Source organism: Nonomuraea sp. NPDC052129 (assembly GCF_040680095.1).
GTDB lineage: Bacteria > Actinomycetota > Actinomycetes > Streptosporangiales > Streptosporangiaceae > Nonomuraea.
The window spans coordinates 354,821-369,558 of the sequence record NZ_JBFAVX010000003.1 but is presented as its reverse complement, the minus strand read 5'-3'; the positions used below and the strand labels follow the sequence as shown (position 1 = coordinate 369,558).

18 protein-coding genes, 1 tRNA gene and 1 pseudogene are annotated in these 14,738 nt (G+C 66.3%); 11 read left to right on the top strand and 9 right to left on the bottom strand.

What is annotated here, in order from left to right:
* Nucleotides 1-85: 85 nt before the first annotated feature.
* Together AB0L53_RS09820 and AB0L53_RS09815 are read right to left on the bottom strand one after the other, a co-directional pair.
* Nucleotides 86-532 (bottom strand): hypothetical protein, encoded by a 447-nt coding sequence (locus AB0L53_RS09820; protein WP_363992530.1) that lies wholly within the window; start codon nt 530-532, stop codon nt 86-88.
* A 259-nt stretch (nt 533-791) separates the two neighbouring features.
* Nucleotides 792-2,042: a cytochrome P450 gene (locus AB0L53_RS09815; RefSeq protein WP_363992529.1), complete on the bottom strand. Its 1,251-nt coding sequence runs from the start codon at nt 2,040-2,042 to the stop codon at nt 792-794.
* A gap of 145 nt (nt 2,043-2,187) precedes the next feature.
* Here AB0L53_RS09815 and AB0L53_RS09810 point away from each other — a divergent pair, with 145 nt between their 5' ends.
* The 6 genes from AB0L53_RS09810 (at nt 2,188) to AB0L53_RS09785 (ending at nt 6,965) form a co-directional block, all read left to right on the top strand.
* Nucleotides 2,188-2,577: a hypothetical protein gene (locus tag AB0L53_RS09810; protein ID WP_363992528.1), complete on the top strand. Its 390-nt coding sequence runs from the start codon at nt 2,188-2,190 to the stop codon at nt 2,575-2,577.
* 302 nt (nt 2,578-2,879) lie between these two features.
* A complete protein-coding gene (locus AB0L53_RS09805; protein WP_363992526.1) occupies nt 2,880-3,269 on the top strand; it encodes a DUF4180 domain-containing protein in 390 nt (129 codons plus the stop codon).
* Nucleotides 3,270-3,283: 14 nt separating this feature from the next.
* Nucleotides 3,284-3,355, top strand: a tRNA-Cys gene (locus AB0L53_RS09800).
* Nucleotides 3,356-3,488: 133 nt separating this feature from the next.
* Nucleotides 3,489-5,600, top strand: coding sequence for a transglycosylase domain-containing protein (locus tag AB0L53_RS09795; RefSeq protein WP_363992524.1), 2,112 nt, complete (start codon nt 3,489-3,491; stop codon nt 5,598-5,600).
* 162 nt (nt 5,601-5,762) lie between these two features.
* A complete protein-coding gene (locus AB0L53_RS09790; RefSeq protein WP_358550186.1) occupies nt 5,763-6,179 on the top strand; it encodes a hypothetical protein in 417 nt (138 codons plus the stop codon).
* Between the two features lie 132 nt (nt 6,180-6,311).
* Entirely contained in the window at nt 6,312-6,965 is a 654-nt protein-coding gene (locus tag AB0L53_RS09785; protein WP_358550185.1) for an HNH endonuclease family protein, read from the top strand.
* Between the two features lie 11 nt (nt 6,966-6,976).
* Here AB0L53_RS09785 and AB0L53_RS09780 read toward each other — a convergent pair whose 3' ends face one another.
* From AB0L53_RS09780 to AB0L53_RS09770, 3 genes are all read right to left on the bottom strand, one after another.
* The gene (locus tag AB0L53_RS09780; RefSeq protein WP_363992522.1) at nt 6,977-7,390 is read right to left on the bottom strand and encodes a DUF2871 domain-containing protein; all 414 of its coding nucleotides are present in this window, start codon (nt 7,388-7,390) and stop codon (nt 6,977-6,979) included.
* Between the two features lie 51 nt (nt 7,391-7,441).
* Entirely contained in the window at nt 7,442-7,948 is a 507-nt protein-coding gene (locus tag AB0L53_RS09775; protein WP_363992520.1) for a cupin domain-containing protein, read from the bottom strand.
* A 66-nt stretch (nt 7,949-8,014) separates the two neighbouring features.
* Entirely contained in the window at nt 8,015-8,386 is a 372-nt protein-coding gene (locus AB0L53_RS09770) for a DUF4267 domain-containing protein (RefSeq protein WP_363992518.1), read from the bottom strand.
* A 261-nt stretch (nt 8,387-8,647) separates the two neighbouring features.
* Between AB0L53_RS09770 and AB0L53_RS09765 the strand changes: the two genes are divergently transcribed.
* Nucleotides 8,648-9,535 (top strand): LysR family transcriptional regulator, encoded by an 888-nt coding sequence (locus tag AB0L53_RS09765; protein ID WP_363992516.1) that lies wholly within the window; start codon nt 8,648-8,650, stop codon nt 9,533-9,535.
* Nucleotides 9,536-9,822: 287 nt separating this feature from the next.
* Here the strand turns inward: AB0L53_RS09765 and AB0L53_RS09760 are convergent.
* Nucleotides 9,823-9,906, bottom strand: a pseudogene (locus AB0L53_RS09760) (DNA-binding response regulator); the annotation flags it as partial.
* A gap of 4 nt (nt 9,907-9,910) precedes the next feature.
* Entirely contained in the window at nt 9,911-10,465 is a 555-nt protein-coding gene (locus AB0L53_RS09755; protein ID WP_363992515.1) for a TetR/AcrR family transcriptional regulator, read from the bottom strand.
* A 103-nt stretch (nt 10,466-10,568) separates the two neighbouring features.
* Here AB0L53_RS09755 and AB0L53_RS09750 point away from each other — a divergent pair, with 103 nt between their 5' ends.
* From AB0L53_RS09750 to AB0L53_RS09735, 4 genes are all read left to right on the top strand, one after another.
* A complete protein-coding gene (locus AB0L53_RS09750; RefSeq protein ID WP_363992513.1) occupies nt 10,569-11,216 on the top strand; it encodes a VC0807 family protein in 648 nt (215 codons plus the stop codon).
* Nucleotides 11,217-11,256: 40 nt separating this feature from the next.
* Complete coding sequence (locus AB0L53_RS09745) at nt 11,257-12,141, top strand: NmrA/HSCARG family protein (protein ID WP_363992512.1); 885 nt, start codon at nt 11,257-11,259, stop codon at nt 12,139-12,141.
* Nucleotides 12,141-12,650: a cupin domain-containing protein gene (locus AB0L53_RS09740; RefSeq protein WP_363992511.1), complete on the top strand. Its 510-nt coding sequence runs from the start codon at nt 12,141-12,143 to the stop codon at nt 12,648-12,650. Before AB0L53_RS09745 ends, AB0L53_RS09740 begins: the two co-directional genes overlap by 1 nt.
* Nucleotides 12,651-12,879: 229 nt before the next feature.
* Entirely contained in the window at nt 12,880-13,125 is a 246-nt protein-coding gene (locus AB0L53_RS09735; protein ID WP_363992509.1) for a hypothetical protein, read from the top strand.
* A gap of 72 nt (nt 13,126-13,197) precedes the next feature.
* Here AB0L53_RS09735 and AB0L53_RS09730 read toward each other — a convergent pair whose 3' ends face one another.
* A complete protein-coding gene (locus tag AB0L53_RS09730) occupies nt 13,198-14,205 on the bottom strand; it encodes a type II CAAX endopeptidase family protein (protein WP_363992507.1) in 1,008 nt (335 codons plus the stop codon).
* 269 nt (nt 14,206-14,474) lie between these two features.
* Entirely contained in the window at nt 14,475-14,642 is a 168-nt protein-coding gene (locus AB0L53_RS09725) for a hypothetical protein (protein ID WP_363992505.1), read from the bottom strand.
* Between the last annotated feature and the right edge of the window lie 96 nt (nt 14,643-14,738).

The following is a 14,738-nucleotide window of genomic DNA, read 5'->3' as shown; positions in this document are numbered from 1 at the left end:
ACTGCGGATGTATCGCTGCTGACCGCACCCCGTCCCTCCGCTTGCCGAGCCGACTGGGCAAGCGGAGGTGTGACTATGGGAGTACTTACGGGTTGTCGACACCGATCCAGTTGACGTACCACCCGTAAGTCTCCGCGTCGGCGACGGTGAGTGGGGGGATGTCCCTCTCGCTCCAACGGATATAAACGCGGAATCCGGTCGCGGTGGGGTGGTAAACGGTGCTGGTTCCCGTCAGCTCGAACTGGTGATCCGTGCCGCCGACCGAGACCGTGTAGACGGGAGTGCCCCTGAAGCCCGCGGACGTGGTGTCCACGTCGATGTAGAGGCCGGGCGAGTTGTTTATGTAGAGCTGCCAACCCATTCCCGGCGCCGTGCTCCCGGAAGCGATCCGCTGAGTCGTCGTCCCCGAAAGTGCCTTGGCTACCGTCTGCTTGACGACAGGGCGGGCGTCGGCATGCGCACCGACCCCTGTCGTGAGGGCGGCTCCGAATGCCAGGGCAGTGGCAAGGGTCGTGAATCTTACGATGGACATGCGCGCTCCTTAGGTCAAAGTCCTCAGCGGTCATGACCTCGGAGAGACACTGTCCGCAGGGGGCAGCCATGGCGTGCGAGGATAAAGCGATCATCACACATGGTAATCGCCGCGAAGCGCTACTCCATGGCACGACACTCTCCCGAAAAAAGGAGTATGAGCTGGGGATTTTCCCGTTCGAGCAACCCCGTTCCGCCTACTCATCCGAGGCGCGAACCGTAACTCAGCGTGACTTCGGAACCGGAGTTCGGGCGCCTTCTCACCAGGCGAGGAAGAGCGCCTCGGGAGAGCGGTGGATGAGGGTGGGGGCCATGGTGATGTCGGTGCGGGCCAGGCGCAGGCCGGGGAGTTCGCGGATCAGGATTTCCAGGGATATCCGGACCTGTTCTTTGGCGAGTTGCGAGCCCGGACACCCGTGCGGACCGTGACCGAAGGACAGGTGGCGAAAGGCTTCCCGGCCGATGTCGAACTCGTCCACCCGCACGTCACCGTCCGCCCGCACATCGCTGTCCGCCCGCACATCGCTGTCCGCCCGTGCGGCGGCGTCAGCGTCGCGGCCGGCTGAGGCGAAGGACACGAAGACCACGTCGCCCTCGTGCAGTTCGGTGCCGCTCAGCGTCACGGTGGTGGTGACCGTACGCCGGAAGCCCTGGACCGGTGCCTCGAACCGGAGTGCCTCCTCGATGGCCGCGGCGATGAGCCGCGGCTGCTCGCGGAGCAGTTCCCACTGGCGGCGATCGCGCAGCAGGTTCAGCACCACGGTGCCGAGCAGCGCGGTCGTCGTCAGGTGGCCGGCCAGCAGCAGGTTCTGGACGTTGGACACGATCTCCTTGCGCTGGTCGAGCGTGAGGTCCTCGGATCCGGGGGCCAGGTCGCGGACCATCTCCGTGAACAGGTCGTCACGCGGAGCCCTCCTCCGCGCGCGGGCGTAGCCGTCGAGGAGCCGCTGCATGTCCACGATCTCTTCCGCTACCTCGACCTGCTCGCTCTCCGTCAGCTCGGTGAACACCAGCCTCTCCGCTCCCTGCGCCCCGCGAATCGCGCCAGGCGCGTCGGCGGGGTCCAGGCCGACCAGATGGCCGATCACGGCAGCGGGCAGTGGCCTGGCGTACGCGGCCATCCACTCGACCTGACCGTCACCGGCGAAGGAGCCGATGAGCGCCTCGGCCCGCTCGGTGATGAACGGGAGCGCGGCGGTCACCTTGGCGGACGACAGCCCTCTGCTGAGGGGGCGGCGCAGGCGCCGGTGCGCGTCGCCATCGGCACCGAGCACCGTCCGGACGCCACCGAACCCCTGGCTCAGCACCGAGAGCGCGGTCTTGCTCGGCAGGTAGTCGGGCCGCAGCGCGCCCGCCGACGAGAACTGCTCAGGATTGCCCAGCACCTCGCGTACGTCTTCGCGTCTGCTCACCAGCCAGGCGTCCAGCTCGGGTACGAAGGTAAGCCCTTGCGTCCGGCGAGCCTCGGTGTAGACGGGGTACGGGTCGCGGTAGAACGCCTGTGGGTTCACGTGCCTATGGTCGCGGGTGGGATATGCGCCGGACAAGCTTTGCCCAAAGGCTCAATACGTTGCCGTTTAGTGGGAAATTTCCTCATTAATGTCGCCTCACATGCGCTTTGTCGCATTTGAGGTCTAGTGAGAGGATCGGCGGACGATGCCAACAGATATTGTTGTGATCCTCAATGATCAGCCGGGTGAGCTGGCCCGACTCGGCAGGATCACCGGCGAGGCGGGCGTGAACATCCAAGGTCTCGCGGCTTTCACCGGAGAGGGCAAGGGCGTCGTACACGTGCTCGTCGATGACGAGGCCGCCACCAGATGCCGGCAGGCGTTCGAAGGCGCCGGGATGGGGATCGCCGACGAGCGCTCCGTACTCGTGGCGGACATGGACGACCATCCGGGCGCCCTTGGCGACCTGACCCGGCAGCTCGCTGACGCCAACGTCAACATCGACCTCGCCTACACGACCTTCGGCGGTGTACGGATCGTCATCGCCACCGACGACATGGCGAACGCGAAGTCGGTCCTCGAAAGCAGGCGCTGATCCTTCTCGCGAGTCGCGGCGATTGACGTCGCCGATATCCGTCGCTATTGTCGTTTTGGAAATGACGAACAGGCGTGAATTCACCGACCGCCTGAAGACGAAGGTCAGGAGCCGGACGATGGACAGGAAGGTAGCAGCCATGATGGCCTGCTCCGCCTGCGATCCGGCCGCTTCGTCCTGTTGTCGTTGTTGTCGCGCCTGACGCGCAACCCCTCCATGCCCACCGCCCCACAGGCGGTTTCTCGCTGCGCGGTCGAATGACGTCGCGCGCACACCTTTAGCTTTCTTCCCTTTTCGAGAGAGTGGTTATCGTCATGCCTGAAACGCTTTCCCTTATTCAGGGATTCCGTGTTCTCTCGTGCGCCCCTAATGGCGAACCCATTAAGGACGAACGCGCCGCCACCGATCTGGTGGGCGAGGCGTGGGGGCAGCGCGCCGAGGTGATCGTCATTCCGGCGGAACGGCTCGACGACGCCTTCTTCCAACTCCGGACCCGGGTCGCGGGTGACATCATGCAGAAGTTCACGACGTACCGGCTGCTTCTGGTGATCGTGGGGGACATCTCCCGGCACACGGCGGCGAGCTCGGCCTTGCGCGACTTCGTTCATGAGACGAACCAGGGTGATCACGTCTGGTTCGTGTCCGGCCTGGAGCACCTCGACGAGCGTCTGGCCCGCCGCGCCGGCGCCTGACCGTTCGTCTGCTAGGCCGTGTGCCCGAGTGGTTCAGGGAACCGCCTGCAAAGCGGTGGACGCCGGTTCGAATCCGGTCACGGCCTCTCAACTCGCCCGCCTGCCCTTTGACCAGGGATCATACAGAATCGGATATCGATTCCGGGCGAATAGCGCTATTAGACATCATCCGCCCGGTTCTGATTTGCTCCTGCCCTCTGCTGACCAAGAGAGGCTTTGATGGCGCGTCGGGGGACGAAGATCGTACGGCTCACTGCGGCCGGGGTGGCCGCGGGTGTGCTCATGGCGGGGATCGCGGTGCCGGCCGTGGGGGGTGCGGCGCTCGGGTTCGTGTCGGCGGTGGGCGAGGCGGAGCTCAAGCCGGTCGCCCTCGTCGAGCCGCCGCCGGCCGAGGTCACGATCGTGCAGGACGCCAAGGGGGGCGAGATCGCGCGCTTCTACGAGGAGTATCGGGAGATCGTCGGCTTCGACCAGATCGCCGAGGTCATGAAGACGGCGATCATCTCGATCGAGGACTACCGCTTCTACGAGCACGGCGCGATCGACATCGAGGGCACCGTACGAGCGCTGGCCAAGAACCTGCGGGCGGGCAAGGTGAGCCAGGGCGGGTCCAGCATCACCCAGCAGTACGTCAAGCAGGTGCTGCTCAACTCCGCCGACACCGACGCGGAGCGGAACGCGGCCCTTGCGGCCAGCTACACGCGCAAGCTGAACGAGCTGCGGTACGCCATGGGAGTCGAGGAGAAGTACACCAAAGACCAGATCCTCGGGAAATATCTGAACATCGCGTACTTCGGGGCCGGTGCCTACGGCGTCGAGGCGGCGGCCAAGCGGTTCTTCGGCGTCAAGGCCGATCGGCTCACCCTGCCACAGGCCGCGACGCTGGCGGGGGCCGTACAGGACCCGAACGCCACCGACCCGAACATCGACAGGAAGCACCGCGAGAGGCTGCTGAACCGCCGTAACGTGGTGCTGAACCGGATGGCCGAGCTGGGCAAGATCACCCCGGCCGAGGCGGCCGCGGCGAAGGCCACCAAACTCGGCTACAAGGGCACCAAGCTCCCCGGCGGCTGCGACTCCAGCAAATATCCGTACTTCTGCCTGTATGTCCGGCAGGAGATCCTCAGCAACCCCGACTTCGGCAAGACCGCCGCGGCGCGCCTGGCGATGCTCAACCGCGGCGGCCTGACGATCAGGACCACGATCGACCCCGCCATGCAGCGGGCCGCGGATCGGGCGATCAGGAAGTACGTGTACGCCTCCGACGACGCCGTCGCCGCCGAGGCGCTGGTCCAGCCGGGCACTGGCGCGATCAAGGCCATGGCCGCGAGCAGGCCGTACGGCGTCGACCGCGCCAGGAACGAGATCTCCTACAACCTCGTCGCGGACGCCGTGCACGGCGGCGGCGCCGGGTTCCAGGCCGGCTCCACGTTCAAGACCTTCACCCTGATCAGCGCGCTGAAGAACGGCATGAAACTCGACGACGGCCTGAGCGCGGGCGCCGGATACCGGGCCCCGGGCTATTCGACGTTCAAGAACTGCAAGGGCGAGAACATCGGCGACCCGACGCACACGGTCACCAACGACGAAGGCTCCCCCGGGTGGAAGACGCTGCGGACCGGCACCTGGGCCTCGGTGAACACCTTCTTCATGGAGCTCGAGCGGCGGGCCGGGCTCTGCGAGACGGTCACCACGGCCAAGTCATTGGGCATCCGCCGCTCGGACGGGCGGAAGCTGCAGGAGTACGAGACGTTCACGCTCGGCATCAACGAGATGGACCCGGTGACCGTGGCCACCGCGTACGCGGCGATAGCGGCACGCGGCAAGTACTGCGCGCCGACGGCGATCACCCGGGTCACCGACCGCGACGGCAAGGCCACCCGGTACCGGCCGAAGTGCCGTCAGGCGCTCGACCCCGCGATCGCCGACGCGACGGCCGACGTGCTGTCCGGCGTGCTCACCAAGGGCACGATGCGCGACGTCGGGGGCATCGGGCGCGACGCGGCGGGCAAGACCGGCACCACTGACGACTACGCGTCAGCGTGGTTCGCCGGGTTCACCCCGGACCTGGCGGCGGCGGTGAGCATCGGGGACCCGCGCGGCTCCCAGAAGCACAAGCTGACCGGGGTGACGATCGGCGGGCGCTACTACGGGGCGGTGGCGGGTGCCACCCTTCCCGGGCCGATCTGGAAGGACACGATGATCGGCGCGTTGGCGGGCGTGCCCCCGACGCCCTTCTCCCCCATCGACACCGCTCGATTCGAGGGGTGCTCCCAGAGTTGCCGAACCGCGCCGACGACAGCTGAAGATGACAGCACGCCTGACCCCTGAATCGGGCGGGCGTTCGTGCGAAACCGCTGGTTGGATGTCCCGTACGCGTGTGGCGCTGATCACCTTGGATGTGCGGATTTCTGCACAGTTGATCGCTGGCCGTCTCCCTAATGTCTGTCCTGCCGGACGAACCCGGCAGCACCGACAAGGGGGAGGAACCCAATGCGTAAGACCTTTGCGATCGCGGCTCTGGCCGGCTCGATGGCCTTCACCGGTATCGCTCTCAGCCCGGCCGCCCAGGCGACCACCCAGTCCACGACCACCACCGCCAGCGCGACCAACTTCACCGTGAACTGGGGCAAGTTCTTCTCCAGTGACCGCAAGGCGTACACGTTCGGCAGGACGTGGAAGAGCGGTGGCAAGGTCTTCACGACGTGGCACGGGGTGGACAACGTCGGCGGCAAGAAGGGCTGGGTGTGGTTCGAGTACTACAAGAACGGCAGCTGGCACAAGTTCAACCAGTCGTGGGACGGCGAGGTCGTCGGCCGCTGGAGCGGGCGTGGGATCAAGAAGGTGTACACGTTCACCTGCTGGGCGGGCAAGTTCGACAACTGCGGCCGCAAGTACCGCATCTACTAAGCCGGGCAACGTAACGAGCGGTGACCCTGCCGCACTGGCGACTCCTCCCACACCGTCCGTCAGCACCATGGACCCGCAGCGTCCCTGTCGTGAAAATCGCGGTCAGCGGAAGTAGCTGGTAAGGGTAGAAGCATGATCTTTTTAAGGCGGACAGTGGGAGTCGCCGTACTCACCCTTCTGGCCATCCCGATCACCGCTGCCACAGCCACGCCACCGGCGGCCGCCGACGTGCGCGAACGGTCGCAGGCCGAGGGCGGGACGGCGGGCCGCCGCATGCTGGCCCGGTTGAAGGTCGCCAAGCCGTTATCCAGCCGTGGTTACAGCCACCGGCGGTTCCTGCCCCGGTGGGCGCACCACAAGGGCAGGTGCGACGCACGAGAGGTGGTCCTGGCCCGTGACGGGCGACATGTACGCAGGAACGCCGCCTGTCATCCGGTCAAGGGCGTCTGGTACAGCCCGTACGACGGCAAGCGGCTGAAAAGCGAGAGACTGGTCGACGTCGACCATGTCGTGCCGTTGGCGTACGCCTGGCGCTCCGGTGCCAGCAAATGGAGCCAAGCGCGGCGCCGCGCCTTCGCCAACGACCTCACCCGCCCCGAGCTGGTGGTGGTCAGCCACTCCGCCAACATCGCCAAGGGCGGCCAAGGGCCGCAGAGCTGGCGTCCGCCGCGGCGCGCCTATTGGTGCCGGTACGCGACCTCGTGGATCACCGTGAAGCATCACTACCGGCTCCTCGTGACCCGAAAGGAGAAGGTGGCCCTGCTCAACATGCTCCGCACCTGCTAAGGGCGCCATGATCAGGATTCGTCTTCGGCAGCGATCCGCTTGCCGAGGTTGATGAAGAATAGGACCAAGCCCACGGTCAGCACGATGTGCCCCAGTCCGGCGAGGCCGGAGATCATCGCACTGGTCTGAGCGCCCAGGACGGTCTGGGTGCCGTGAATGATCATCATCAGGACCGTTAACGCCAGACCCGCGTTGTAGACCCAGAAGGACCAGTTGAAGAGCCTGCTGGCCGACAAGGTGAACAGCTTCTCCAACGCCAGCACGACGAGGAAGAAGAGCATGCCGAGCGCGAGCAAGTGTGTGTGCACCACGCCGAGCTGGGTGTCGCCCGTGAAGTCGGTCAACTTGGTGAGCTCGCGATAGTACAGTCCGCTGATCACGCCAATGATCATGTAGATGTGTGCCGCATGGAGGAGCTTTTTCACGATTGTCGCCTTTATCGGTGATTTGCTAGGGGTTGATCAGTCGGCAGCGCTTCAGGACCTGGCGTCGTTCCAGGTCGTGCTGGTGAGGAAGTAGGTGTCGTAGAGCTCCTGCACGTCAAGGAGGCTCTCCGGCGGCACCTTGCCGTACGCGATGCGCTCCAGGTGGCGGAAATACTCGAACCGCTCGACGCCCGGAGTGATGACGATGAGGATGTCGGCGTCCTCTCCCGGCGCCGCGGCGAAGGCATGGGGAAGACCGGCCGGCACGATCACGAGGTCCCCACGCTCGGCGGTGACGACCTGCTCGCCGGACAACAGCTGCGCGGTGCCGTCGAGCATGTAGAACAGCTCGGCGGAGGCGCCGTGGCGGTGCGGCTTGGCGCCGTCCGCGCCGTTCGCGAGCGTGACCCGCTGGGTCGACAGCGCGCCACCGGTTGAACTGCTGTCGGCCAGCAGCCGGATGGTGGTGGGGGCCTGGCCGATCACTTCGGCGTCCCCGGATCTGACGATGACGGACTCGTTCGCGTTGTTGCCGGAGTTGGGCAGGATGAGCGACATTTCGGTGACTCCTTCAGGCTCAGGCGACTTCAGGTTCAGGCGAGGAACGGCAGGACGGCTTCAGGCTCAGGCGAGGAACAGCAGGACGGCGCAGATGAGGACGACCACGGCGGTTGCGAAGTGGATGCCGAACGCCACCGCCTTGGTGCCGCCGTTGCGCAGGACGATGAAGGTGTCGGAGAACGGAAGGAGGGCGACGGCCAGCATGAACCAGGCCTCGGCGTGGACCCCCACGAAGAAGAGCAGGACCAGGCCGACGATGCCGTAGACGGAGTCGCGTTGGCCCTTGACGGTCAGGTAGACGGCGTCCCCGTCCTTCTTGGCAGGCACGCCGTAGCCGGCGGCGGCGGCCTGCGGCGCCCGCAGGAACTGCAGGCCGATGAAGAGGATGAACAGGTCGAGCACGACAGCGAGTCCGTAAGCGATGGGGGTAAGCACGATCCACTCCAATTTCTAGCGCTGCTAGTTGCAAGAGTGACGCTAACATAGCCGCGACAGTTACGCTAGCGGCGCTAGAAATGCGGTCAGCTGGAGCCAGTCGTGGTCACCTGGAACCAGAGGGGCGGGGTTGATCGTCATGGCCGAGTGGGCTCCGGACCTCCACTCGGACAAGCCTCAGCATCGAATACGCTCTCCATCTGGAACAACGCCAGATCCGACAACGGAGCATCAACCTCGACTTAACGATCCAGAGGGATCATGGAGCTTCGCGACATCGAGATCTTCTTGACGCTGGCCGACGAGCTGCACTTTGGCCGCACTGCCCAACGGCTGCATCTCACCCCCGCACGCGTCAGTCAGGCGATCAAGAAGCAGGAACGCGCTCTCGGCGCGACGCTCTTCGACCGGACCAGCCGCACGGTCCGCCTCACACCCTTCGGCCGTCAGCTGCGCGAGGACCTCCGGCCGATCTACCTCACCCTGGCCGACACGGTCCGACGGGCCAAGGACACCGCCCGTGGCAAGACCGCACGGCTGAGCATCGGAATGATGCCGGTGAACGCCCACGAGCTTCGCCCCTTCTGGGACGCTTTCCGGGCCCGCCACCCGCACTGCGAGCTCCGCCTCCGCCACGCCTCCTTCGTCGACCCGTTCGCCGGCCTACGGTCCGGCGAGATCGACATCCTGGTCACCTGGCTGCCCGTCGAAGAGCCCGACCTCAGCGTGGGCCCCATCCTGTTCAAGGACCGCCGCGTACTCGCCGTGGCCGCCGACCACGAGCTGGCGCCACGGGCATCGGTTTCCGTGGAGGACATCGCGTTCTACCAGCACTCCGGTGCCCGGAGCACTCCCGATTACTGGGAGGACAGCTTCATCCCTTTCCACACTCCCCGGGGCCGCACGATCGAACGCGGACCCCTGGTGGCGAACATGGACGAGCTGCTCTCGCTGGTCAGTAACGGGGAGATCGTCAATCTCCTGCCGGCTCACTCGACTCGCTACTGGCCACGTCCCGACATCGTGTGGCTGCCCATCACCGACATGGAACCTCTCGCGTACGGCATCGTGTGGCGTACGGAGACAGAGACCGACCTCATCCGCGCTTTCGCCCAAGTCATCACCGACCTGGGCACCCCGCCCCTCTGACTGCGTGCCGACTCAGTCCACCGGCTTCCTAGATCGACGCCAGAACACGTTCGATCGTCGAGCGACCCGCGGGTCCCCAGGTCTTCTTGCCACCGGGGAGGCCCCGGTCTCCGGCCCGGCCGATACTGATGAGCATCAGGGCGCGCAGGATCGCCCACCCTCGTGCGCGCCGGATCATCGCCTCGTCCGTGTCGGCGTACGCGGCGAGGAATCGGGTGTCCGCTCCTGAGGGCAGGAGCAGCCACGCGGCCGCGAGGTCCGACGCCGGATCACCGGCACAGAGCGACGTCCGGGGCCGCCCGGCGCAATTCGGCCGCCGCGCTCAGCCCGTCCAGCAGCGGCATCCGGATATCGAGCAGGGCCACGTCCGGCAGGTCACTTTCTGAGGCGGAGCAGGCGGTCCACGAGGGTGCGGGCATGGTCGGGGCCGATGGGGCGGTTGAAGAACATCGCGTGGTAGTAGACCGGCGCGATGATCACCTCCATGAACTCCAGCAGGTCGGGAGAGCCCTCCCCGCGCTTGGCCGCCCGCTCCAGCATGTCCTGCAGCTGGACGGCCCGGTCGACCAGGTAGGTCTCGTGCTCGTGGGTTCGGGTGCTGATCTGCGCGGCGCGTACGTACAGGGCGCCGAGCGGCCCGGCTACGTCCGCCGCCAGCTGGACCGCGTAGGCCTCCAGGTCGCCGCGCAGCGACCCTGTGTCGGGCACCGGCGACTCTTGCGACAGCCGTTCCGTCACCACGTCGTCGACCAGCGCCTCCAGCGTCCCCCAGCGGCGGTAGACGGTGGCCTGGTGGACGCCCGAACGCTCGGCGACCTGCGGGATCGACAGGCTGTGCCAGTCCTGTTCTGACAGGAGGTCGAGGACCGCTTCGTGGACCTGCCGGCGGACGCGTGCGCTGCGACCTCCTGGCCTTCGTGCCTGTTGCATGCTTCCACTTTAACGCGAAGTTCCTTGCGTTAGCCCTTCCAAGGGCTTATCTTGAAGCGAAATTCTTCGCGATAAGGAGCCCAGCTATGGAAAGGACCTGGTCATGAAAGGCGGCTTCGTCAAGACGATCCTGGTTGATGTGGCACCGCCTATCGCCGCGTACTACCTGCTGCGCGCTTTCCACGTGAGCGAGTACACCGCGCTGCTGACCGCCACCGCGGTCGGCCTCGCCCGCACCGCCTACGTCGCCCTCCGCGAGCGCAAGCTGGACGGCTTCGCCGCCTTCACCGGCCTGGTCTTCGGCATCGGCTTGGTGCTGGCCTTCTTCACCGGCGACGAGCGCTTCATGCTGGCCATCAAGTCCGTCAGCACGTTCGCGATCGCCGCCGTCCTGACGGCCACCTGCCTGGTCGGCAGGCCCGCCGCGTTCGCGCTGGCCATCCGCTTCGGCGCCGAGGACGAGAAGACGGCGGCCCGCTGGCGGGTGCTGTACCAGGCGGAGCCGGCCTTCCGGCGCATCTATCTAGTGATGACCCTGACCTGGGTGATGGCCCTGGTCGCCGAGTCGCTGATCCGCATCCCGCTCATCTACCTGCTCCCCGTAGACGTGATGACCGGGCTGTCGACCGCCCTGCTGGTCGGCACGCTCTGCCTGATCGCCGCCTGGAGCGCCTGGTACGGCAAGCGCGGCGAACTCGCCGCGCTCGCCGGGGCCAGTACGGAGTCACCAGACAGCACTGCCCATTCCTGACCAACGCCGCCATCATCGATAGCAACCGAGGAGAGAGTGCATGAGTGATCAAAATGGGCCGATATTAGTCATCGGGGCCACCGGCCAGCAGGGCGGCGGAGCCGTACGAGAACTGCTCGAACGGGGTTGCGCCGTCCATGCGTTCGTCCGCGACACCGACACGTCAGCCGCCAAGGCGCTGCGCGAGGCGGGGGCCGAACTCGTCGTCGGAGACCTGGACGATCCGACGTCGCTACGGGCCGCGATGCGCGGGGTCCATGGAGTCTTCCTCGTGCTGACCATGTTGGAAGGCCGGAAGGTGACCGCCGGGGGCATCGCGGCCGAAGCGCGGCGCGGCAGGTCCGTGGTGGACATCGCCCGGGAGAGCAGCGTCGGCCACCTGGTCTACAGTTCTGTCAGCGGGGCCGACCGGGACACCGGGATCCCCTACTACGCCAACAAGCTGATGATTGAGCAGTACATCGCCAAGGCAGCGGTTCCGGCGACGATTCTGCGCCCGTTCTTCTTCATGGACAACTTCGCGACCCTCACCCGGCCAGTGCTGGGCGACGGCGAAGTCGTTCTCAGCCTCGCGCTGCGCCCCGAGACCCGGCTGCCGCTGATCGCCACCCGCGATATCGGCGCGTTCGCCGCGATCGCGTTCGAGCGCCCCGACCGGTTCCTCGGCCGCACCCTCAAGATCGCTGGGGACGAACTGTCGGCCGCCGAGATGGCCGAGGCCTTCGGCCGCGTCACCGGCCTGCCCGGCAGGTTCCAGCAGTTGCCGATCGAGCACTTGCGGGCCTTCGACGAGCAGGTGGCCAAGTCGTTCGAGTGGTTCGATCAGGGTGCCGTGCGGGCTCCCGACTTCGCGGAGCTGCGGGCCGAGCACCCCGGCCTGATGACCTTGGACTCCTACCTGCGCACGACTGGCTGGAGGCCGTGATGACCGATGGACTGATTCTCCCGCCCGGTGGCGGACATCGGCTCGAAGCCGCGGGCATGACCCTCAAGGTCGGCGCCGAGCGGTCGCAGGTGTTCTCGGCGTTCGAGAGCGAGGTCGCGCCCGGCTTCAACGTCGGCGCGCACCTGCACCACGAGGCTGAGGAGGTCTTCTACGTGCTCGAAGGGGAGCTCGACCTGCTCGCCTTCTCCCCGCGTGATGAAACCGTCGGCGACTGGCGGACCTGGGAGTCCGCGAGTGGAGCGACGGTCATGCGTGGCGGGCCCGGCAGCTTCATGTTCGTCCCGGCCGGCTGCCCGCACGCCTTTTCCAACCCCGGCACCACCACCGCCCGGATGCTCTTCCTCGTCTCCCCCACCGGCCACGAGCACTACCTGAAGGAACTCGGCGAACTCCTGTCAGCCGGTGGCCCTCCGGACCAGGCCGAGATCATCGCCCTGCGGGTCCGCCATGACATCCACCAGCTCACCCCACTCACCCTCCGCAGCTGACGTCCGGGATGTGGATGGGAACCTTTCTCTTGCATCCGGATAAGTACGGCTGTGACACCCATTCCAGATGAGGATCCGACCCCGGCGGGCTTGACGCTCCGCATGGCGACATCAGCTCAGCCACGAAGAGGCGGCCCTACGCGTGGAGCCGACCTGGCAGAGGATCCGGCGGCCTTCGACGTGCTGGCCCCGATGGAGGACTCGGCGATCATAGTTGGACGGGGTCGGCGTGGAGAAGGTACGCGATCTGCTGGGCAGAGAAGGCTTGGCCATCTACACGGACAACGCCGGCGAGGGGATTCGCCAGGAAATCATCATCGACCTGAACACCTACGCCCTGCTCGGCGGGCGCCGCGTCTACATCGGCGGAGCGGATGCGCGGTCCCCGTACGCCAAGCTGCCCAAGAACGAGGTGGTCCTGTCGGTGGCTCAGGTGGCCGTCGGCATCGTGGACGACGCGGGGGACGTTCCGTAACCGGGGCGAAGACGCAAAGCGGGCGTGGGACCGCTTTCCGGCCCCACGCCCGCGCTCTCGCTCTGCGGTTGTTCAGCTCTGATGAGTGACCTCCGGTGCGGGTTCCTCGGTCTTGCGGTAGCCGAGACGGCCGCGGGTCGCGACGAGAATGATGATCGCTGCTGTGCCGCTCGCCAGCAGGGTGACGTGGGACGTCTGCTGCGCGTTGGCGATCGACGGGAACATGTCCGCGTAGGCGAGCGACATGAAGTTATTGACGCTGACGTGCAGCACCATGACCAACGGCAGGCTCTGGCCGGTCCGGTTGAACACCCAAGTGACGATCACGCTGAACAGGCAGGCGAAGGCGATGAACTCGGCGACCGTGAGCCAGGTGACGTTCGGCCACCCGCCCCACTCGCTCAGGAACAGCGGCACATGCCAGAAGCCCCACAGCGGGCCGAGGATGAGGGTGCCGACCAGCGGACCGAACTTGCGCTGCAGGCGGGGCAGGGCGAAGTCACGCCAGCCGGGCTCTTCCGCCAGCCCGGTGGTGACCATCTGGAGCAGCAGACTCGGTAGATAGGCCACCAGCACGGCGACGGGCGGCATGTGGATGTCTTCGTTGGACACCGCGAAACCGCTGATGATGATGGCTGCGGGAACACCGGCGGCGGCCCCGACATACCAGATCCAGCTGACCCGCCACTTCATCATCCGCCCGACCCACCGACGAAGGCCCGCCTTGCCGTCCGCGACCGCGGTCACGATGAACGCGGCGAAGATGGGTCCGAGATAGGCGCCGGGGAGAACACCGGCGAACTGCGTGGTCCCGAGTACCGAGGGGAAGGTGAAATCTAAAACCCCCAGGCCGGTCGCCGAGAGAATGTAGGGCGTCCAGGCGAGCCAGCTCATCAGATTCGCCAGTACGAAGAAACTGAGCAGCGGACGACGACGGATGAAACCCCGTAGCCCGGTCTGACTCGCGTAATGCTCGCTGCTCCGCCGACTGTCGACTGTCATTTCATTTTCTCCTGAGAGATGCGCTTGACTCTGACAGTGATCAGCACACCAGTCAGGGGCCCTCCCGGTCGCTCCCATGTACGCCCCAATGGGGGTATAGCTAGGGGTACCTATGCCGCTTCACCTGGGCATACAGGCGTCCTGGTACACGTCGTCGCGAGCCCAGCCCGGCGATTCGGATCCCTGGATCATCCTCTGGGTCTACGCCCATGTGATCCGCTCGGCGGAAGCTCTTGGAGAGCTCACCGTCGAGCACCGTAAGCTCCTGAGCAGCGCGGACGAGCATGCGAGCAACATGCTAGTTAGCATGTCGAGATCAGAAGGCGGGAATGCTCTCGCCTAGCTCTTTAGTCCGTAACCACGAACTCGGCCAGCGCCACCTCGGGGCCGAAGAGCCTGGCCGGGGTGAACGCGCCGGGGCGGCCCTCGCCCTTGGCCAGGCGCTGGGCCACCTCGGTGACGGCGCCGACCGTGAACGTCATGCCCTCGCCGGTGCGCAGCCAGCCCTCACGCACGCGACCGGACGGCCATTCGACTCGGGCGCGGCAAGCTGCGCAAGTTCTCGCTGATGTCGCAGGCCCTGGCGGCGATGAGGCACCTGACGAATATGT